The 19,670-nt window shown below is 65.2% G+C and carries 19 protein-coding genes; 14 read left to right on the top strand and 5 right to left on the bottom strand.

The annotated features are described in order from the left end of the window. The first annotated feature begins 15 nt into the window (after positions 1 to 15). Positions 16 to 792 (top strand): ferredoxin--NADP reductase, encoded by a 777-nt coding sequence (locus NRG74_RS13535; RefSeq protein WP_257704451.1) that lies wholly within the window; start codon positions 16 to 18, stop codon positions 790 to 792. A 233-nt stretch (positions 793 to 1,025) separates the two neighbouring features. Continuing rightward, positions 1,026 to 2,579 (top strand): TerC family protein, encoded by a 1,554-nt coding sequence (locus NRG74_RS13530; RefSeq protein ID WP_017639091.1) that lies wholly within the window; start codon positions 1,026 to 1,028, stop codon positions 2,577 to 2,579. A 22-nt stretch (positions 2,580 to 2,601) separates the two neighbouring features. Here NRG74_RS13530 and mscL read toward each other — a convergent pair whose 3' ends face one another. Continuing rightward, complete coding sequence (gene mscL, locus NRG74_RS13525; protein WP_017639092.1) at positions 2,602 to 3,051, bottom strand: large-conductance mechanosensitive channel protein MscL; 450 nt, start codon at positions 3,049 to 3,051, stop codon at positions 2,602 to 2,604. A 225-nt stretch (positions 3,052 to 3,276) separates the two neighbouring features. Between mscL and NRG74_RS13520 the strand changes: the two genes are divergently transcribed. The 5 genes from NRG74_RS13520 to NRG74_RS13500 all read left to right on the top strand — a co-directional run bounded on the left by NRG74_RS13520 (position 3,277) and on the right by NRG74_RS13500 (position 6,515). Continuing rightward, positions 3,277 to 3,516 (top strand): YdcH family protein, encoded by a 240-nt coding sequence (locus NRG74_RS13520; RefSeq protein ID WP_007162691.1) that lies wholly within the window; start codon positions 3,277 to 3,279, stop codon positions 3,514 to 3,516. Between the two features lie 95 nt (positions 3,517 to 3,611). Further along, entirely contained in the window at positions 3,612 to 3,821 is a 210-nt protein-coding gene (locus tag NRG74_RS13515; RefSeq protein ID WP_017639093.1) for a hypothetical protein, read from the top strand. A gap of 150 nt (positions 3,822 to 3,971) precedes the next feature. After that, positions 3,972 to 4,241 carry a hypothetical protein gene (locus NRG74_RS13510; protein WP_017639094.1) on the top strand — a complete coding sequence of 90 codons (270 nt, stop codon included), beginning with the start codon at positions 3,972 to 3,974 and terminating at the stop codon, positions 4,239 to 4,241. 115 nt (positions 4,242 to 4,356) lie between these two features. Beyond that, positions 4,357 to 5,718 carry a DNA repair protein RadA gene (radA, locus tag NRG74_RS13505; protein ID WP_017639095.1) on the top strand — a complete coding sequence of 454 codons (1,362 nt, stop codon included), beginning with the start codon at positions 4,357 to 4,359 and terminating at the stop codon, positions 5,716 to 5,718. 86 nt (positions 5,719 to 5,804) lie between these two features. Then, the gene (locus NRG74_RS13500; protein WP_017639096.1) at positions 5,805 to 6,515 is read left to right on the top strand and encodes a copper resistance protein B; all 711 of its coding nucleotides are present in this window, start codon (positions 5,805 to 5,807) and stop codon (positions 6,513 to 6,515) included. A 266-nt stretch (positions 6,516 to 6,781) separates the two neighbouring features. Here NRG74_RS13500 and NRG74_RS13495 read toward each other — a convergent pair whose 3' ends face one another. The 3 genes from NRG74_RS13495 to NRG74_RS13485 all read right to left on the bottom strand — a co-directional run bounded on the left by NRG74_RS13495 (position 6,782) and on the right by NRG74_RS13485 (position 9,302). Next, on the bottom strand, positions 6,782 to 7,147 hold the full coding sequence (locus NRG74_RS13495) for a PilZ domain-containing protein (protein WP_064307513.1): 366 nt from the start codon (positions 7,145 to 7,147) through the stop codon (positions 6,782 to 6,784). 146 nt (positions 7,148 to 7,293) lie between these two features. Then, positions 7,294 to 7,932, bottom strand: a complete 639-nt coding sequence (locus NRG74_RS13490; protein WP_064307514.1) for a response regulator — start codon at positions 7,930 to 7,932, stop codon at positions 7,294 to 7,296. After that, on the bottom strand, positions 7,929 to 9,302 hold the full coding sequence (locus tag NRG74_RS13485; RefSeq protein ID WP_017639099.1) for a cache domain-containing protein: 1,374 nt from the start codon (positions 9,300 to 9,302) through the stop codon (positions 7,929 to 7,931). The genes NRG74_RS13490 and NRG74_RS13485 overlap by 4 nt, the downstream gene beginning before the upstream one ends. A gap of 165 nt (positions 9,303 to 9,467) precedes the next feature. On the opposite strand from NRG74_RS13485, the gene NRG74_RS13480 reads away from it, so the two are divergent. The 3 genes from NRG74_RS13480 (at position 9,468) to yjiA (ending at position 12,935) form a co-directional block, all read left to right on the top strand. Further along, complete coding sequence (locus NRG74_RS13480; RefSeq protein ID WP_026083612.1) at positions 9,468 to 11,525, top strand: carbon starvation CstA family protein; 2,058 nt, start codon at positions 9,468 to 9,470, stop codon at positions 11,523 to 11,525. A 12-nt stretch (positions 11,526 to 11,537) separates the two neighbouring features. Continuing rightward, a complete protein-coding gene (locus tag NRG74_RS13475; RefSeq protein WP_007162682.1) occupies positions 11,538 to 11,741 on the top strand; it encodes a YbdD/YjiX family protein in 204 nt (67 codons plus the stop codon). Positions 11,742 to 11,942: 201 nt separating this feature from the next. Beyond that, entirely contained in the window at positions 11,943 to 12,935 is a 993-nt protein-coding gene (yjiA, locus tag NRG74_RS13470; RefSeq protein ID WP_184292134.1) for a GTPase, read from the top strand. Positions 12,936 to 12,938: 3 nt separating this feature from the next. Here the strand turns inward: yjiA and NRG74_RS13465 are convergent, their stop codons facing one another. Further along, complete coding sequence (locus tag NRG74_RS13465; RefSeq protein ID WP_017639102.1) at positions 12,939 to 13,397, bottom strand: DciA family protein; 459 nt, start codon at positions 13,395 to 13,397, stop codon at positions 12,939 to 12,941. A gap of 234 nt (positions 13,398 to 13,631) precedes the next feature. Between NRG74_RS13465 and secA the strand changes: the two genes are divergently transcribed. From secA to NRG74_RS13445, 4 genes are all read left to right on the top strand, one after another. After that, complete coding sequence (gene secA, locus NRG74_RS13460) at positions 13,632 to 16,373, top strand: preprotein translocase subunit SecA (protein ID WP_231356968.1); 2,742 nt, start codon at positions 13,632 to 13,634, stop codon at positions 16,371 to 16,373. 187 nt (positions 16,374 to 16,560) lie between these two features. Next, complete coding sequence (gene argJ, locus NRG74_RS13455; protein WP_160924040.1) at positions 16,561 to 17,778, top strand: bifunctional glutamate N-acetyltransferase/amino-acid acetyltransferase ArgJ; 1,218 nt, start codon at positions 16,561 to 16,563, stop codon at positions 17,776 to 17,778. 82 nt (positions 17,779 to 17,860) lie between these two features. Further along, positions 17,861 to 18,499 carry a glutathione S-transferase family protein gene (locus tag NRG74_RS13450; protein WP_257704432.1) on the top strand — a complete coding sequence of 213 codons (639 nt, stop codon included), beginning with the start codon at positions 17,861 to 17,863 and terminating at the stop codon, positions 18,497 to 18,499. Next, a complete protein-coding gene (locus NRG74_RS13445) occupies positions 18,496 to 19,443 on the top strand; it encodes a Nudix family hydrolase (RefSeq protein WP_257704430.1) in 948 nt (315 codons plus the stop codon). The genes NRG74_RS13450 and NRG74_RS13445 overlap by 4 nt, the downstream gene beginning before the upstream one ends. Positions 19,444 to 19,670 lie beyond the last annotated feature (227 nt).

Genomic DNA, 19,670 nt, shown 5'->3' with positions numbered 1-19,670 from the left:
GAAAAAGAGGCCAGTATGACCGCCACCGAAGACAAGTTCACCCGCGAGACGATCACCGCCGTCTGGCCCTGGAGCGACAACCTCTTCAGCCTGAGGACCACCCGCGACCCGCGCTATCGCTTTCGCGCCGGCCAATTCGCCCGCCTGGGCGTGCGCAAGGCCGATGGCGACATCGTCTGGCGCGCCTATTCCATGGTCTCGGCACCTCACGATGAATTCCTCGAATTCTTTTCCATCGTGGTGCCTGGTGGCGCCTTCACCAGCGAGCTGAGCCGCCTGCGCGAGGGCGACGAGCTGCTGGTGGAAAAGCAGCCCTATGGCTATCTCACCCTGGAGCGCTTCGGCGGCGGTCGGGATCTCTGGCTGCTGGCCACCGGCACGGGCCTGGCACCCTTCCTGTCCATGCTGCAGGAACCCGACACCTGGGAGCGCTTCGAACGCATCGTGCTGGTCTACAGCGTGCGCGAGGCCCGCGACCTGGCCTACCAGGACGTCATCAACGGCTACGGCCAGGTGGAGCACCTCGAAGGCCTCACCGACCGCCTGGTCTATGTCCCGGTGGTCACCCGCGAGGATCACCCCGGCGCCCTGCGCGGCCGCATCACCACCCTGATCGAGAACGGCAAGCTGGAACGCGCCGCCGGCGTCACGCTGTCGCCCGAGCACTCGCGGATCCTCATCTGCGGCAATCCCGAGATGGTCGACGACACCCGCCAGCTGCTCAAGACCCGCGATCTGCAGCTGGCCCTGAGTCGCCGACCCGGCCAGGTGGCGGTGGAAAACTACTGGTAACCGGGAAGTTATCCGGGCGTCTTTACGTTTTCTTCACAATTGGAAAAGGTTGGACCTTTAGCTTTGGCCCCGCCTTGCTCTAGGATCGGAATTTCCAAGGCTACCTTTCGAGTTCCGATGAGCAGTGACAGATCCGAGCCGCCCCCGGCCTCCTGGCCAGGCGCGGCCAACACCCCCTCCCGTTGTCTTTCCTCCGTGGCCGTCCGGCCCTCTCTTGCGGAGGCATACCGCTAATGGAATGGATCTCCGATCCCACCGCCTGGTTGGGGCTGCTGACCCTGATCGTCCTGGAAATCGTCCTGGGCATCGACAACCTCGTCTTCATCGCCATCCTCGCCGACAAGCTGCCTCCGGCGCAGCGTGACAAGGCACGGGTCATCGGCCTGTCGCTGGCGTTGATCATGCGTCTGGGCCTGCTGGCCAGCATCTCCTGGATGGTCACCCTCACCGAACCGCTGTTCGAGGTCTTCGGCAAGGCCTTCTCCGGTCGTGACCTCATCATGCTGTTCGGCGGCATCTTCCTGCTGTTCAAGGCCACCACCGAGCTGCACGAACGCATCGAGGGCCATACCCACAAGACCGGTGGCAGCCGGACCTACGCCGCCTTCTGGCCGGTGGTGGCGCAGATCGTGGTGCTCGACGCCGTGTTCTCGCTGGACGCCGTCATCACCGCCGTGGGCATGGTCGAGCACCTGAGCGTGATGATGATCGCCGTGATCATCTCCATCGGTCTGATGCTGGTGGCGAGCAAGCCGCTGACCGCCTTCGTCAACGCCCACCCCACGGTGATCATGCTGTGTCTGGGCTTCCTGATGATGATCGGTCTGAGCCTGACCGCCGAAGGCTTGGGCTTCCACATTCCCAAGGGCTATCTGTACGCCGCCATCGGCTTCTCGATCCTTATCGAGCTGGCCAACCAGGTGGTGCGCTGGAAGCGCAAGCGGCAGATGCACGAGCGGCTCGGCATGCGTGCGCGGACCTCCCAGGCCGTGTTGCGCCTGCTGGGTGGTCGTTTGCGCGAAGACGAGGTGGACGAGGACATCGCCGAACTGATGGAAGGCGAGAAGGGCGAAGGCCCGGTCTTCGATCGCCGTGAGCGCCTGATGATCAGTGGCGTGCTGCAATTGGGCGAACGCCCGGTGCGTACGGTGATGACCGCCCGCGCCGACGTCGACATCCTCGATGCCGACGCTCCGCCGGAACGACTGCACGAGCAACTGCTGGCCTCGGCTCACTCGCGGTTGCCGTTGGTGGTCAATGGCAACATCGACGAGCCCCTGGGCTATGTCCACAAGAAAGAGCTGTTCGCCGACATCCTCCAGGGCCAGTCACCGGACCTGCGCGCCCGGGTGCGCACCCCCATCCACCTGCCGGCCCAGGCCACGGTGCTAGGTGCCTTGGAACAGCTGCGCGCGGCCTCCACCCACGTGGCCTTCGTGGTCAACGAATTCGGTGGCTTCGAAGGCCTGCTGACCCTGACCGACATCCTCGAGGCCATTGCCGGCGAACTGCCGGATGCCAGCGAGGAGAGCCTGCCGGAGCTGGAAAGGGTGGAGAACGGCTATCGCGCCAGCGGCGGTCTGAATCTGCATCCCCTGGCCCAGCGCACCGGTTTCCAGATCACGGAAAACGACGACTACCAGACCCTGGGCGGCCTGGTGGTGGACCTGCTGGGCCGCCTGCCGGTGGCTGGTGATCGCCTGGAATACCAGGGCTGGCAGCTGACGGTGGAATCGGTCAAGGATCGACGGATCGGCTGGATCCGCCTGGAGCGACCCGCCTCCTAGCGAGGCGGGATCCAGCAGGTTTCTACTGCGGGGTGATCGGCGGTTCCTGTTTGACGACAGGGGCCGCGGTCGCCTGGCTGTTTTGCTCTTTCAGCAGATCGCGGATCTCCGTCAGCAGCACCTGGTCCTTGGTCGGGCCAGAGGGCGCGGCATCCTGGTGCAGGCGCAGGCGGTTGAGCACCTTGATCGCCATGAAGATGGCAAAGGCGATGATCACGAAGTCGAAGATGGTCTGCAGGAATTTGCCGTAGGACATGACCACGGCCGGTTGGTCACCTATGGCAGCCCTCAGGGTGATGGCCAGCTGGGAGAAATCCACGCCCCCTAACAGCAACCCCAGCGGCGGTGTGATGATGTCGGCTACAAAGGACGACACGATCTTGCCGAAAGCCGCGCCCAGGATGATGCCGACCGCCAGGTCGACCACGTTGCCTCTCATGGCGAATTTCTTGAACTCGGCAATGATGCTCATGCTGCACTCCTTTGGATGGTTTCGAAGAGACGATAGACGATTGTGCTCGCTTCGCTCGGGTTTGGAACCTTGCTGACGGTCTCTAGGTTCCCCGCCAGCGTCAAATCGTCAGCGAATCGGCAGCTGGTCGTGGCTGTCGCACTTTGTCGAAAGGACTGGGTCCACCCTTGTACGACGAGAGCTGCGGCCCTCGCGACCTCTATCTCTCACCCCAAGGAGCCTCTGATGGTTGCCAAACACGACCTGCACAAAGACTTTCCCGAATACGCCGAGCAGCTGGACAGCCGTCCCCAGACCGATGCGGCCTTCGCCAAGCTGCTGGAAGACTACGCGAAGCTCGATCAGCAGATCCTCGATCTGGAAGAAGTGGAAGAATCCAGCGGCGACGAGGAGTTGGGTCGTCTGCGTCGTGAGCGTGTCCTGCTCAAGGACAAAATCGCTCAGCAGCTGAAATACCCGTCCTAGCTGTGTCGGGCTCGATCTGCAGGGTCGAGCCCCACCTTAGTGCGATTGGCAAGGGCCGCCGGCGTTGCCATCATGGCCTCCCAGGAGAGGAGCCGATGACCGACGAAGTGGCGATGTACCAGCAGTGGCACCTGTGGATCACCGAAGCGGCCGTGGACGCGCAACGCCGTCGCGTCCAACAGGAATTCGCCGAATACAGCCGACTTTTGGCCGACCTGCAACTGCTCGAACAGGAGCGTTGGCAACAGGCGTTGCCGGTCTGGATGCGTGGCGATGCGGCGATGATTTCGACGCTCAAGCACTAGTCCCAGAGCAGCTGGCCCGAGGGTAAACGCCGATGATGGCACGCTGAACGACCAACGATGCCTGACGGTCAATGGGTTACCCCAGACGAGTTTCGTGGGGTGAGCGAGGTTTATCCGGCCTACCTGGCCCTCCCCAATGAGGATGTCCCCATGAAGCGTACCGCCCTGATCGCCCTAATGATGTTCGCCACCGCCCCTGTGTTCGCCAAGGATCTGTGCGCGGTGCAGTTGCAGAAGCTGGATGACGCCAGCAAGATGAAGACCAACATGATCGGCCCGGGCAGCTCCCAGGCCCAGCAGATCGCCGACTTCCGCAAGAACGCCATGGCCGCCCAGAAGGCCGGCGATGAGAAGAAGTGCATCGCCCAGGCCAACCAGGCCCTGACCATGCTGCGTCAGCCGGGTGGCGAGGGTAACTAAGGCTCAAGCCCGCTTTTGAGAGAGGCGCGCTCCCCTGGGATCGCGCCTTTTTACTGTCTATGCATCCAGTCGTGATATGCTGGGAACCTTCCTTTCTCGACTGGAGAATTCCGCCATGGCCAAGGCCAAGCGTCTCTACGGCTGCACCGAATGCGGCGCCACCTTTCCCAAGTGGGCGGGTCAGTGCGGCGAGTGCGGTGCCTGGAACACCCTGGTGGAAACCGTCGTCGAGACCTCCGCCGTACCCTCCGGGCGCGCTGGCTGGGCCGGGGCGCAGGCGACCATCAAGACCCTGGCCGAGGTCAGCGTCGAGGAAACCCCGCGCTTCACCACCGATTCCACCGAACTCGACCGGGTGCTGGGTGGCGGCCTGGTGGACGGCTCCGTGGTGCTGATCGGCGGTGATCCCGGCATCGGCAAGTCCACCATCCTGCTGCAGACCCTCTGTCATCTGGCCGCGCGCATGCCAGCGCTCTATGTCACCGGCGAGGAATCCCAGCAACAGGTGGCCATGCGCGCCCGGCGCCTGGGTCTGCCGGAAGACAAGCTCAAGGTCATGACCGAGACCTGCATCGAGACCATCGTCGCCACCGCCCGCCAGGAAAAGCCGCGGGTCATGGTGATCGACTCCATCCAGACCATCTTCACCGAGCAACTGCAATCCGCCCCAGGTGGCGTGGCCCAGGTGCGCGAGAGCGCGGCCCTGCTGGTACGTTTCGCCAAGCAGACCGGTACCGCCATCTTTCTGGTTGGCCACGTCACCAAGGAAGGCGCCCTGGCCGGACCACGGGTGCTGGAGCACATGGTCGACACCGTGCTCTATTTCGAGGGCGAATCGGACGGCCGTCTGCGCATGCTCAGAGCGGTGAAGAATCGCTTCGGCGCGGTCAACGAGCTGGGCGTGTTCGGCATGACCGATAAAGGCCTCAAGGAGGTTTCCAACCCTTCGGCGATCTTTCTCAATCGTGCCCAGGAGGCAGTGGCGGGCAGTGTGGTCATGGCGACCTGGGAGGGTTCGCGGCCCATGCTGGTGGAGGTGCAGGCGCTGGTGGACACCAGTCACCTGGCCAACCCGCGCCGGGTCACCGTGGGCCTGGACCAGAATCGCCTGGCCATGCTGCTGGCGGTGCTGCACCGTCACGGCAGCATCCCCACCTACGACCAGGACGTCTTCATCAACGTGGTCGGCGGGGTCAAGGTGCTGGAGACGGCGGTGGACCTGGCGCTGATGTCGGCGGTGATCTCCAGCCTGAGGGACCGCGCACTGCCGCACGATCTGCTGGTGTTCGGCGAGATCGGCCTGTCCGGCGAAATCCGTCCGGTACCCAGTGGCCAGGAGCGTCTCAAGGAAGCGGCCAAGCACGGCTTCAAGCGCGCCATCGTGCCCAAGGGCAACGCGCCCAAGGATCCGCCGCCCGGTCTGCAGGTGGTGGCCGTGACTCGATTGGAGCAGGCACTGGATGCACTGTTCGAATAGCCTGGCGCGGCCTTTGTAATATTTTTTAAAACTCTCGGTGGGGCAGGGTGGTCTATCAGGCGCTTCCATGACCCTGGATACCCGCCATGTCTCGTCTGCTCCCGCTTTCCGTACTCTTTGCCAGCTTTGCTATCAGCACCCTGGTGCAGGCCGCCGATCCCAGCAGTTCCGCCCCGGCCAGCCTGGAGGTGGATCAGCTGGAATGGCAGCACGCCGACGAGGGCAGTGTCTTCAACTGGGATCTGGAAGGCTGGGCCCTTGGCGGTGGCGCCAATCGGCTGGATTTCCGCAGCCAGGGCGAACGCACCAATGGCCACACCGAGCAGGCCGAGGTGCAGGCCCTCTGGGGGCACGCGCTGGCCAAGGGCTGGGGCAGCGTGGCCGGCATTCGCCAGGATTTCAAACCCGGCTCGCCGCAGACCTGGGCCGCCCTGGGGATCCAGGAGCACGATCCCGAGGATCTCGACATCGAGATCACCGCTTTCCTTGGCGAGAACAACCAGACCGCCCTGCGTCTGGAGGCCGAATACGACTGGGCCCTGACCCAGCGGCTGATCCTGCAGCCCCACACCGAGCTCAATTTCTACGGTCGCAACGACGAGGCCCGTGGCCAGGGCGCCGGCTTCGCCGAAAGCGAAGCCGGGCTGCGCCTGAGGTATCAGGTGACCCCGGAGGTGGCGCCCTATGTCGGGGTATCCTGGAACGCGACCCACGGCAACACCGCCGCCATGGCGCGCGAAGAGGGCGAAGACACCCACGACGCCCGGCTGGTGGTGGGTCTGCATCTGGAGTTCTAAGCGCCGTTGGGCTTCGCTTTCGCTCAACCCAACCTACGAGGCTATCGATGCAGTAGGTTGGGTTGAGACGGCTCCACCGTCGAAGCCCAGCAGGCGGATTCAGACCCAAGCACCGTTGGGCTTCGCTTTCGCTAAACCCAATCCATGAGGCTATCGATGCCGTAGGTTGGGCTGAGACGGCTCCATCGTCGAAGCCCAACAACCAGGGTTGAACTCGCGCACCGTTAGGCTTCGCTTTCGCTCAACCCACCTTGGCAAGGCCTCGCTCAGGGTGTACCCAACGCTGCCAACTCGCGCTCCAGCAGGGTCTCGTCGCCGAGGTTCAGTTCTACCAGCCGGCGCAGGTGGCTGATGGAATCCAGGTCGATCTGGCGACAGGCGAAGGCCAGTTGCTCCGGGGTTTCCCGTACCAGCTCCACGCCCATGGTCACCTGGGTCTCGTCATTGAGCCGGATGCGTAACTCATAGGCCGCGCGTGACTGATTCGACCAATCGGCAGGTCGGGCCAGCAGCACGCCCTTGAGCGAGATGTCGTCCACGGGCGCCGCCCACTGGCGCTCACCCTGGTGCAACTGCGCAGGGGCATCGAAGGTGAAACGGGTAAAGCGGCGACGCTCGTTGGTGTCGTTCATGGAAGGTCTTCCTGAGGTTTCCTGATCACTGTAGACGACCGGGGCCGTCTCGTATCGACTACTCCTGGAAGGGTAGCCGGCGGTGACCGGCGGAGCCAGAAGGAGAGGGCTCATTGGTCGCCTGGGCGCGAGCAGCGGCCTGCTGGTCAGACGTTGGACGCACCTTCGGGGCGCCAGCCGTACTCGCGCGCATGGCGGACCAGATCGGCCGGCTTCTGGATGTCCAGCTTGCGGCGGATGCTCAGGCGATGGGTCTCCACCGTCCGCACGCTGAGCCCCAGCTGCTGCGCCATGGTCTTGTTGTTGAGGCCCTGGGCCATGAGCAACAGCACCTGGCGTTCCCGGGGGGTGAGTTCCCCTTCGTGGGTCCCCCCTTCACCCAGGCGGGCCGCGATGGCGCTGCTGTAGAAGCGTCCGCCGACCGCCAGGGCTTCCACCGCGGCGATGATTTCCTCCGAGGGGGCATCCTTGAGTACATAGCCGGCCGCGCCCACCCGCAGCGAGGTACTGACGTATTCGCGATTGTCGTACATGCTCAGGATCAACACCCGGGCACGGGGTGCGCGTTCGGCGATCAGGGCAGTCAGCTCCAGGCCGTTGATGTCCTTGAGGCCGATGTCCACCAGCAGGATGTCCGGATCGAGACGCGCCAGCAGATCGAGGGCTTCCGCGCCGCTACCGGCCTCGCCGACCACCGCGAAGCGCTCGATGGTGCCCAGCAACGCCCGCACGCCGGCGCGGACCAGGGCATGGTCGTCGACCAGGAGGATGCGGATGGGCGTCATGTCGGGCTTTCCTCGTCGGCCGGGAGGTCCGAGCGTAGCAGAACCACGTCCAGGGTCGTGCCGCCGGGCCCGGACTGGATGGCGCAACGACCGCCGAACAGCTCCACCCGCTCACGGATGTTACGCAGGCCGATGCCGCCGCTGAGGCGTTCCACCTGGCCGGTATCGAAGCCGCGGCCATCATCGTGCACGGTCAGGCAGATCCAGCGCCCGCGCCGCTGCAGGTCGATGACCACCCGCTGGGCCGCGGCATGGCGTTCGATGTTGGTCAGGGCCTCCTGGACGATACGGAACAGGGCGACGTCCATGTCGCCGCCGGCGGGACTGTCGTCGAGGGTCTGCCGATAGTCCACGTTCAGGCCGCTGCGCTGGCGGAACTCCTCCACCAGCTGGCCCAGGGCGGCAGGCAGGCCGAGGGTATCCAGCAGCGAAGGGTGCAGGTCGTGGGAGATGCGACGGATCTCGCCGATGGCCGCCGCCAGGCGCTGGGTGCCTTCGCGCAGGGTCTCGCCGGCGCTGGGCTTGCTCGCGCCGAGCTCGCGGCTGGCCAGCTCGAACTGGAATTTGATGGACACCAGCAACTGGCTGATGCCGTCGTGCAATTCCCGTGACAGTCGGGAGCGTTCCTCTTCCTGGGAGGTGATGAGCCTCTGGGTCAGCTGCTTGAGCTTGCGATCGGCCAGGCGATGTTCGCTGACGTTGAGGGTCAGTCCGCCGGCGAATACCAGCAGCACCGCCACCAGGGCCACCCCGGCGCTGGCCAACAGGGTCGTGCGGATGCCGGCGGCCACGTCGTGGCGCACCTGGGCGAGGGCGGCGTCCACGTCATCCAGATAGAGGCCGGTGCCCAGCACCCAACCCCAACGCTCTAGCTGGGTCACGTAGGCCAGCTTTTCCGCCATCTGCCCACTGGAAGGCTTCTGCCAGCCATAGCGCTGGAAGCCGTCGCCTTCGCGGGCGCTCTTGAGCAGCGCCTGGATCACCAGCAGGCCGTTGCCGTCGGTCAGTTGCCAGAGGTCGCGCCCGACCAATTCGGGCTGGCGTGGATGCATGAGGTTGCGGCCATGCTGGTCGTAGACGAAGAAGTAGCCGTCGCTGCCGAAATTCAGACTGGCCAGCAGCGCCAGTACCCTGGCCCGGGTTTCGTCGTCGTCGCGGCCGCTGCCATACAGGGGCTGGATGGCACTGACGCCCATCTCCACATAGTTGCGCAACTCGGTCTTCTTGCTGCCGAGGATGCTGTGTTCGAGCAGGCGCGCCTGCTGCTCGCCCAGGCGCTGGCTCTGTTCCAACACCACCAGGCAGACCGCTGCCACCGCCAGCAGGAGCGGCAGGAGGCCGAGGGCGACCATCTTGTATTTGAGTTGCATCGGCACCTGTCCGGACTGCCCGCTACGTAGAACTACGTAGCGGGCCTTGGGTAGTTCTGCGAATTTCGCTGTCGCGTCGAGCCGCCGATAGTAATATGGCTCCGCTGTGGGCTCTCACAATAACAAGTATCGCCGCGGTCACAGATGCGCGGCAGGAGAACAAGCATGACCCGAATGGCCAGCCATCTAGCCTGGTTCGCCGTTGCCGTACTGGGCGCCTTCGCGCTGGGTACCGTGGCGCTGAGTCGAGGCGAAGCGATCAACGCCCTCTGGATTGTGGTCGCCGCCGTGGCGATCTACCTCGTTGCCTACCGCTACTACAGCCTGTTCATCGCCACCAAGGTGATGGGCCTCGACGCCAGACGGGCCACGCCCGCCGTGCTCAACAACGACGGTCTGGACTACGTCCCCACCAACAAGCACATCCTCTTCGGCCACCACTTCGCCGCCATCGCCGGTGCCGGTCCGCTGGTCGGTCCCGTGCTCGCCGCCCAGATGGGCTATCTGCCCGGCACCCTCTGGCTGATCGCCGGGGTGGTCTTCGCCGGCGCGGTGCAGGACTTCATGATCCTGTTCCTCTCCACCCGCCGCAACGGTCGCTCCCTGGGCGACATGGTGCGCGAGGAAATGGGACGCATCCCTGGCACCATCGCCCTGTTCGGCTGCTTCCTGATCATGATCATCATCCTCGCGGTGCTGGCGCTGATCGTGGTCAAGGCCCTGGCCGAGAGCCCCTGGGGCATGTTCACGGTGATCGCCACCCTGCCGATCGCCATGTTCATGGGCGTCTACATGAGATACATCCGCCCCGGTCGCATCGGCGAGATCTCGCTGATTGGGGTGGTGCTGCTGCTGGCGTCCATCTGGGTGGGCGGCCTGGTCGCCGCCGATCCGGTCTGGGGTCCGGCCTTCACCTTCACCGGCGTGCAGATCACCTGGATGCTGATCGGCTACGGCTTCGTCGCCGCCGTGCTGCCGGTCTGGCTGGTGCTGGCTCCGCGTGACTACCTGTCCACCTTCCTCAAGATCGGCACCATTATCGCCCTGGCCATCGGCATCCTGGTGACCATGCCGATGCTCAAGATGCCGGCCCTGACCCAGTTCGTCGACGGCACCGGTCCGGTGTGGAAGGGCACCCTGTTCCCCTTCCTGTTCATCACCATCGCCTGTGGCGCGGTGTCCGGCTTCCATGCGCTGATCAGCTCGGGCACCACGCCCAAGCTGATCGCCAAGGAAACCCATGCCCGCTACATCGGCTACGGCGCCATGCTGATGGAGTCCTTTGTCGCCATCATGGCCATGGTCGCCGCCTCGGTGATCGAGCCCGGCGTCTACTTCGCCATGAACAGCCCGGCCGCCGTGGTCGGCGCCGACGTGGTGTCGGTGGCCGCCAAGATCAGCACCTGGGGCTTCGTGGTGACGCCCGAGATGCTGCAGGCCACCGCCACCGAGATCGGTGAGCACACCATCCTGGCCCGTGCCGGTGGTGCTCCCACCCTGGCGGTGGGCATCGCCCAGATCATGCACAACGTGCTGCCGGGCGAGAACACCATGGCCTTCTGGTACCACTTCGCCATCCTGTTCGAGGCGCTGTTCATCCTCACCGCGGTGGACGCCGGTACCCGCGCCGGACGCTTCATGCTGCAGGACCTGCTGGGCAGCTTCGTGCCGGCGCTGAAGAAGACCGACTCCTGGACCGCCAACGTCATCGGCACCGCCGGTTGCGTCGCCCTCTGGGGCTGGCTGCTGTATCAGGGCGTGGTCGATCCGCTGGGTGGCATCAACACCCTCTGGCCGCTGTTCGGTATCTCCAACCAGATGCTCGCCGGTATCGCCCTGATGCTGGGCTCGGTGGTGCTGATCAAGATGAAGCGCCAGCGCTATGTCTGGGTCACCCTGGTGCCGGCCGTCTGGCTGCTGATCTGCACCACCACCGCCAGCCTGATCAAGCTGTTCGATTCGAATCCGGCGGTCGGCTTCCTGGCCCTGGCCAAGAAGTACAGCACCGCCATGGCCCAGGGGCAGGTGATCGCCCCGGCCAAGAGCATGGAACAGATGCAGCACATCGTCTTCAACGCCTACACCAACGCCACCCTGTCGGTGCTGTTCCTGGTGGTGGTGATGAGCATCCTGTTCTTTTCCATCAAGGTCGGTCGCGCTGCGCTGGCCAAGCCCGAGCGGACCGATCGCGAGACCCCCTTCCAGCCGGTAGCGGGCGCCTAAAGGAGAATCTTCATGTTCAATGACCTGGGTCGCATGGGCAAATACCTCGGGCAGGCCGCCAAGATGCTGGTGGGCATGCCCGACTACGACACCTATGTCGAGCACATGCGCGGCAAGCACCCGGACCAGCCGGTGATGAGCTACGAAGCCTTCTTCCGTGAGCGCCAGGAGGCGCGTTACGGTGGCGGCAAGTCGGGCGCCATCCGCTGCTGCTGACCCAGGATCACCCTAAGAACCTGTTCACGATCTGCTGCGCGTCGGCCAAACGGCGTTGAAAATGCCTTCGGAATGCTCATTTACCACTCGTAAACTCCGCTTCCTCAGCCATTTTCGCCTTGTTTGTCTCTAGCTCGCGAGATCGTGAGCAGGTTCTAAGGCCGGGCTCCAAGCCCGGCCTCTTTCTGTCTGGAGTTTCCCATGCGTGAACCCATCCCCGTCACCGTCCTGACCGGCTTTCTCGGCGCCGGCAAGACCACCCTGCTCAAGCACATCCTGCAAGCCGAGCACGGTCTCAAGATCGCCGTGATCGAAAACGAATTCAGCGCCCTGGACGTCGACGGCGAATTGCTCGAAGACGCCGGTGCCGTGCAACTGATGAAGGTGGCCAACGGCTGCGTCTGCTGCACCGGCAGCAAGGACCTGGCCTATGCCCTGACCGTGCTGCTGGAGCGGCTGGACAGCGGCGAGCTGGACTTCGAGCGCCTGGTTGTGGAATGCACGGGCCTGGCCGATCCCGGTCCGGTGGCCCAGACCTTCTTTACCGACGACCTCCTGCGCGAGCGTTATCTGCTCGATGGAGTGCTGACCCTGGTGGACGCCGTCCACGCCAGCGAGCAGCTGAGCGATCCGCTGCTGCAGGCGCAGATCGGTTTCGCCGATCGCCTGCTGCTGACCAAGCTCGACCTGGCCGAACCGGCGACCGTCGAGGCGCTGGAGAATCGCCTGCAACGCATCAATCGTCGCGCGCCGATTCGCCATGTCGACCACGGCCGCATCGAGCTGGCGGAGTTGCTGGACATCCGCGGCTTCAACCTGCACGACGAAGACCTGGCGCCACCGACGCTGTTCCGCCCGCTGCGGCCGGTGTCGGAAGCGGTCAGCCTTACCGAGCGCATCCAGTCCATCGCCATCCGCGAGTCCCGGCCCTTCGACCAGGCCAAGATCAGCAGCGTGATGGAGATGCTGCTCGATACCCTCGGCTGTGACCTGCTGCGCTACAAGGGTCTGCTGAATATCGCCGGCGAGGACCGCCGCCTGCTGTTCCAGGGCGTGCAGCAGATCTATGCCGCCGACTGGGAGCGTGACTGGCTCCCAGGCGAAGAGCGCGAAAGTCGTGTGGTGCTGATCGGCATGGACCTGCCGGAAGAGCGCATCCGCGCCGCCTTCGAGCGGGCGGTGGCCAAGGCCTGAGGCCTAGTCCGCGACCTGGCCGGTGCGACTGGCCAGCCGCTCCAGGGCGGCCTTGAGCTTGGGGTCGCGGATCCCGGCCGCGACTTCACGCAGGCTGTCGGCGCCCACCTGGCTGACCTGGCGCACCGGCCGGGCGCGGGTGGCGACGCCGGGACTCGGCTGCATCTTGAACTGCAGACGCGTCAGGCCAACGAACTCCGGCGCCTGTTGCAGCAGCCGGAGCAGACGGCGCTGTTGATAGCGCAGCCGCGTCGCCCAGTGGGCGTCGTTGACCACCAACAGCAGCGTGCCCTCGCGCCAGCTGGCCACCCGGCAATGGGGGCGGGCAGCGGGTTGCAGCTGCTCTTCCAGCAATTGTTGCAGCCGACCCAGTCGCTCGGCCTCGCGAAACAGCGCCTTGAGCGGTTTGGCCTGGCGCAGCAGGGCAGCGGGAGCGACGGCGTTGAGCGGACGAAAGGCCATGCGCAGGACTCGCGATGGGCGAAGAGAGGACGCCGATGGTAACAGATCGCTCTGGCGTCCTGGCGGCCAGGGGCCCGTCGTTCTTTCCTCATCGGCATTTCCGAGTAGAATGCCCGATTACCATTGCGGGACACCGCGGGTTTCAACCCCCGCGCCCAGGCGTCTGGCCAGGCTCTGCAGAGGCCTTGCCGCCCGTTTCGCTCCCCTCATTCCAGCGGAAGAATTCCAGTCGATATGTTTGCGCCTTTGTTGAAGAAATTCTTTGGAAGCAAGAACGAACGAGATGTCAAACGCCTAGGCAAGGTCGTGGTGGCCACCAATGCGTTGGAATCCCAGATTGCCTCCCTGAGCGACGAGCAACTGCGCGCCAAGACCGAGGAATTCAAGCAGCGTGTGGCCAAGGGCGAGTCCCTCGATGCCCTGATGCCGGAAGCCTTCGCGGTGGTCCGCGAGGCGGGCAAGCGCGTCATGGGCATGCGCCACTTCGACGTCCAGCTGATCGGTGGCGCCGCGCTGCACGAAGGCAAGATCGCCGAGATGCGTACCGGCGAGGGCAAGACCCTGGTGGGCACCCTGCCGGTCTACCTCAATGCGCTGTCCGGCAAGGGCGTCCACGTGGTCACGGTGAACGACTACCTGGCCCGCCGCGACGCCAACTGGATGCGGCCGCTGTACGAATTCCTCGGCCTGTCGGTGGGCATCATCCTGCCGTTCCAGCCGCCGGAAGAGAAACGCGCCGCCTATGCCTCGGACATCACCTACGGCACCAACAACGAATTCGGCTTCGACTATCTGCGCGACAACATGGCTTTCAGCATGGCCGAGAAGTACCAGCGCGAGCTGAACTTCGCGGTGGTCGACGAGGTGGACTCCATCCTCATCGACGAAGCCCGGACTCCGCTGATCATCTCCGGCCAGGCCGAAGACAGCTCCGAGCTCTATCAGAAGATCAACCTGCTGATCCCGCGTCTGCAGCAGCACATCGAGGAAGAGGAAGGCAATCCGACCCAGGTCGGCCACTACACCATCGATGAAAAGACCCGCCAGGTGGAGATCACCGAACTGGGTCACCAGTACATCGAGGAGATGCTCACCGAAGTCGGGCTGCTGGCCGAGGGCGAGAGCCTCTATTCGGCGCACAACCTGGGCCTCTTGACCCACGTGTTCGCCGGTCTGCGCGCCCATACCCTGTTCCATCGCAACGTCGAGTACATCGTCCAGCAGGACCAGGTACTGCTGATCGACGAGCACACCGGCCGGACCATGCCGGGTCGCCGTCTTTCCGAAGGCCTGCACCAGGCCATCGAGGCCAAGGAAGGACTGCCGATCCAGCCCGAGAGCCAGACCCTGGCCTCGACCACCTTCCAGAACTACTTCCGCCTCTACAACAAGCTCGGTGGCATGACCGGTACCGCCGACACCGAGGCCTTCGAGTTCCGCCAGATCTACAACCTCGACGTGCTGGTGATCCCGACCCACCGCGAGGTCGCCCGTAAGGACTTCAACGACCTGGTCTACCTGACCCAGGCCGAGAAGTACCAGGCGATCATCGAGGACGTGAAACAGTGCCAGGCCGAAGGCCGTCCGGTGCTGGTGGGTACCGCCTCCATCGAGAGCTCCGAGTACGTCGACCAGCTGCTGACCCAGGCCGGCATCGAGCACAAGGTGCTCAACGCCAAGTACCACGAACGGGAGGCCGAGATCATCGCCCAGGCCGGTCGTCCGGGTGCCGTGACCATCGCCACCAACATGGCCGGTCGCGGTACCGACATTTTGCTCGGCGGCAACTGGGAAGTAGAAGTCGCGGCCCTGGAGAATCCCACCGAGGAGCAGATCGCCGCGATCAAGGCCGCCTGGCAGGCGCGTCATAAACAGGTCATCGACGCCGGGGGCCTGCATGTGATCGCCTCCGAGCGCCACGAATCCCGCCGGATCGACAATCAGCTGCGCGGCCGTGCCGGTCGCCAGGGCGACCCGGGCTCCAGCCGTTTCTACCTGTCGCTGGAAGACAGCCTGATGCGCATCTTCGCCTCCGACCGGGTGAAGAACTTCATGAAGGCCCTGGGCATGCAGGGCGGCGAGGCCATCGAGCACCGCATGGTCACCAACGCCATCGAAAAGGCGCAGCGCAAGGTCGAAGGCCGCAACTTCGACATCCGCAAGCAGCTGTTGGAATACGATGACGTGGCCAACGAGCAGCGCAAGGTGATCTATCACATGCGCGACACCCTGCTGGCCAACGAAGACGTCGGCGACACCATCAAGGGCTTCCGCGAGGAAACCCTGACCCAGGTGATCAACGAGCACATCCCGCCGCAATCGCTACCCGAGCAGTGGGACATCCCTGGTCTGGAAGCCGAGCTGTACAGCGTCTTTGGCCTGCAGCTGCCCATCGGCCAGTGGCTGGACGAGGATGACAAACTGTACGAGGACACCCTGCGGGTGAAGATCCTCGAGCAGCTCGAAGCGGCCTACATGGAAAAGGAAGACATGGCCGGTCGCGAAGCCCTGCGCAACTTCGAGAAGCAGATGCTGCTGCGGGTGGTCGACGACCTCTGGAAGGACCACCTCACCACCATGGACCACCTGCGCCACGGTATCCATCTGCGCGGCTACGCCCAGAAGAACCCCAAGCAGGAATACAAGCGCGAGTCCTTCACCCTGTTCCAGGAGCTGCTGGAAAGCATCAAGCGCGACACCATCCGCGTGCTGTCCCACGTCCAGGTGCGCCGCGAGGATCCGGTCGAGGAAGAGGAGCGCATGCGCCGCGAGGCCGAAGCCCTGGCCGAGCGTATGCAGTTCCAGCACGCCGAGGCGCCTTCGCTGGTCGACCCCGAGGTGCTCGAGGACGAGCAGGGCGAGGACACCGTGGTGCCCTTGCAGCCCCAGCGCAACGACCAGAAGATCGGTCGCAACGAGCCGTGCCCCTGCGGTTCCGGCAAGAAGTACAAGCAGTGCCACGGCAAGCTCGACTGAGACCTGCCCAGGCAGCCGCGGCGACGGCAACCGGTCGGCATAGCCGCCGACAGGTTGTAAACTCCACCCGCTAGGCTGTCTGCGCCCTTTGCCCAGGCTGGGCGAGGCGGGCGCTGGAAGGCTGATTTCCACGCCGCGACCGGTTTTCCGCTCGCGGCGTTTCCTTTTCTTTCACTGGAGTTTTCCCATGGCTGTCGGTCTCGGTCCGCTCTCCACGCTGCACCCGGTTCCCGGTTTCGAACTCGGTATCGCCTCTGCCGGCATCAAGCGCCCCGGGCGCAAGGATGTGGTGGTGATGCGCTGTGCCGAAGGCTCCAGCGTGGCCGGGGTCTTTACCCTGAACGCCTTCTGCGCGGCGCCGGTCATCATCGCCCGTCAGCGCTTCGCTGGCCCCGTCCGCTACCTGCTGACCAACACCGGCAATGCCAACGCCGGTACCGGCCAGCCGGGCCTGGCCGCGGCCGAGCGCACCACCAAGACCCTGGCGACTCTGGCCAGCGTCGGCGAGGAAGCGGTGCTGCCGTTCTCCACCGGCGTGATCGGCGAGCCGTTGCCGGTGGAAAAGATCGAAGCTGCGCTGCCGGCTGCCCTGGCCGACCTGGCCGAAGACAACTGGGCCGCCGCCGCCACCGGCATCATGACCACCGACACCCTGCCCAAGGGCGCCAGCCGCCAGTTCCAGGTGGACGGCACCACCGTCACCGTGACCGGTATCAGTAAGGGCGCGGGCATGATCAAGCCGAACATGGCGACCATGCTGGGCTACGTAGCTACCGACGCCAAGGTCGCCCGGGGCCTGCTGCAGGACCTGCTGGCCGATGCCGCCAATCGCTCCTTCAACCGCATCACCATTGACGGCGACACCTCCACCAACGACTGCTGCATGCTGGTGGCCACCGGCCAGGCGGCCATGGCGGAAATCGCCCAGCCCAGCGGTGCGGCCTTCGAGCAGCTGCGCGAGGCGGTGTTCGCAGTGTTCGCCGAACTGGCCCAGGCCATCGTGCGGGACGGCGAGGGTGCCACCAAGTTCGTCACCGTGCAGGTCAATGGCGGCGGCAATGCCCAGGAGTGCCTGGACGTCGGCTACGCCGTCGCTCACTCGCCGCTGATCAAGACCGCGCTGTTCGCCTCCGATCCCAACTGGGGCCGCATCCTCGCCGCCGTCGGCAGGGCCGGCGTGCCCCAACTGGATGTCAGCCTGATCGACGTCTTCCTCGGTGGCGTGCAGATCTGCCAGCAGGGCGGTCGCGCGGCCACCTACACCGAAGAGCAGGGCGCGCGGGTCATGGCCCAGGCCGAGATCGAGATCCGCATCGAGCTGGGTCGCGGCAGCCACAGCGAGACCATCTGGACCACCGACCTCTCCCACGACTATGTGAAGATCAACGCCGAGTACCGTACCTGACGGCTACCCGACGCCTGGGCGTCCGCTCCGGCGGGCACCTGCGGCGGTCCTCGCGGGCCGCATCGTTTCGAGGAATCCCCGCATGTCCCAGCTGCAACTCGTGATCGGCAACAAGAATTTCTCCTCCTGGTCGCTACGCGCCTGGCTGGCCATGGAGCTCAGCGGCGCTGCCTTTGAAGAGGTATCGATCCCGCTCTATACCCCCAACAGCCGCGCCTTGCTCAAGGCCCAGTCGCCTACCGGCAAGGTGCCGGTGCTCAAGCTGGAAGAGGGCACCATCTGGGACTCCCTGGCCATCGTCGAGTATCTCGCCGAGGCCTATCCCGACGCTGGGCTGTGGCCGGCGGACACCCTGGCCCGCGCCCATGCCCGCGCCCTGTGCGCCGAGATGCACAGTGGTTTCCTCGCCCTGCGCCGCGAGCTGCCCATGGACCTGCGTCGCCGCCAGCGGCTGAAGTCGACCACCGCCGAGGCGGTGGAAGACATCCAGCGCATCCAGCGCCTGTGGCGCGAATGCCGCGAGCGCTATGGCCAGCAGGGCCCTTATCTGTTCGGTACGCCGACCATCGCCGATGCCTTCTATGCCCCGGTCGCCAGCCGCTTCCGCAGCTACGGGGTGGAACTGTCGGCCGAGGCGGCCGCCTATGTCGAAACCATCTACGCCTGGCCGGCCTTCCAGCGCTGGTTGGCGGAGGCTGAAACGGAGGAGCAGAGCGCATGACTCGTCTGCATGTGGTTGCCGCGGTGATTCGCAATTCCCAGGGGCAGATCCTTATCGCCCAACGCCCCGCGCACAAGCACCAGGGCGGACTCTGGGAATTTCCGGGGGGCAAGGTCGAGGCCGGTGAGGCCCCGGCCGTGGCGCTCGAACGCGAACTGGCCGAAGAGCTGGGCATCAGGGTGACTGCGGCCCGCCCGCTGTTGCAGGTCCGCCACGACTATCCCGACCAGGCGGTGCTGCTGGACGTCTGGCAGGTGGACGCCTTCACCGGCGACGCCCACGGCGCCGAGGGCCAGCCCTTGGCCTGGGTCGCCCCGCGCGCGCTGCTCGATTATGACTTTCCCGCAGCCAACCGACCCATCGTCCAGGCGGCGCGGCTGCCAGACCGCTATCTCATCACCCCCGGCGAGCTGACCACCGCGGAGTTGCTCAACGGCCTGCATCGAGCGCTGGACAGCGGCATCCGCCTGGTCCAGCTGCGCACGCCGGACAACTTCGATCCCCAGTACCGCGACCTGGCCGGCGACGTCCAGGGGCTCTGCACCGGCCGCGCCCAGCTGATGCTCAAAGGTCCGCTGGAGTGGCTGGGGGATTTCCCCGCGGCTGGCTGGCACCTGACCGCCGAGCAACTGCGTCGTTATGCGCCCAATGGGCGACCCTTTCCGGAACAGCGCCTGCTGGCGGCCTCCTGCCACGACGCCGAAGAACTGGCCCTCGCCCAGCAGATGGGGGTGGACTTCGTCACCCTGTCGCCGGTGATGCCCACCGCCAGCCACCCCGGCGCCCCGACCCTGGGCTGGGTCAAGGCCCAGCAACTGCTAGCCGACTGCAACCTGCCGGCCTATCTGCTGGGAGGGCTGGGCGATGCCGACCTCACCGGCGCCTGGCAGGCCGGCGCCCAGGGCGTGGCGGCGATCCGCGCGTTCTGGCCTACACCGGCGTAGGTTGGCGCTGAGCGCAGCGAAGCCCAACAGGGATGCACCGGGCTCGTGCCTGTTGGGCTTCGACGATGGAGCCGTCTCAACCCAACCTACGGCTCCTGACGTAGGTTGGCGCTGAGCGCAGCGAACCCCAACATGGGTGGGCCGTGCCCATGACTGTTGGGCTTCGACGATAAAACCGTCTCAGCCCAACCTACGGTTGATGCCGGGACGTTAGGGGCATCACTGCC

Source organism: Pseudomonas oryzihabitans, assembly GCF_024652905.1.
GTDB lineage: Bacteria > Pseudomonadota > Gammaproteobacteria > Pseudomonadales > Pseudomonadaceae > Chryseomonas > Chryseomonas benzopyrenica.
This window is presented reverse-complemented; position numbering and strand designations above follow the sequence as displayed.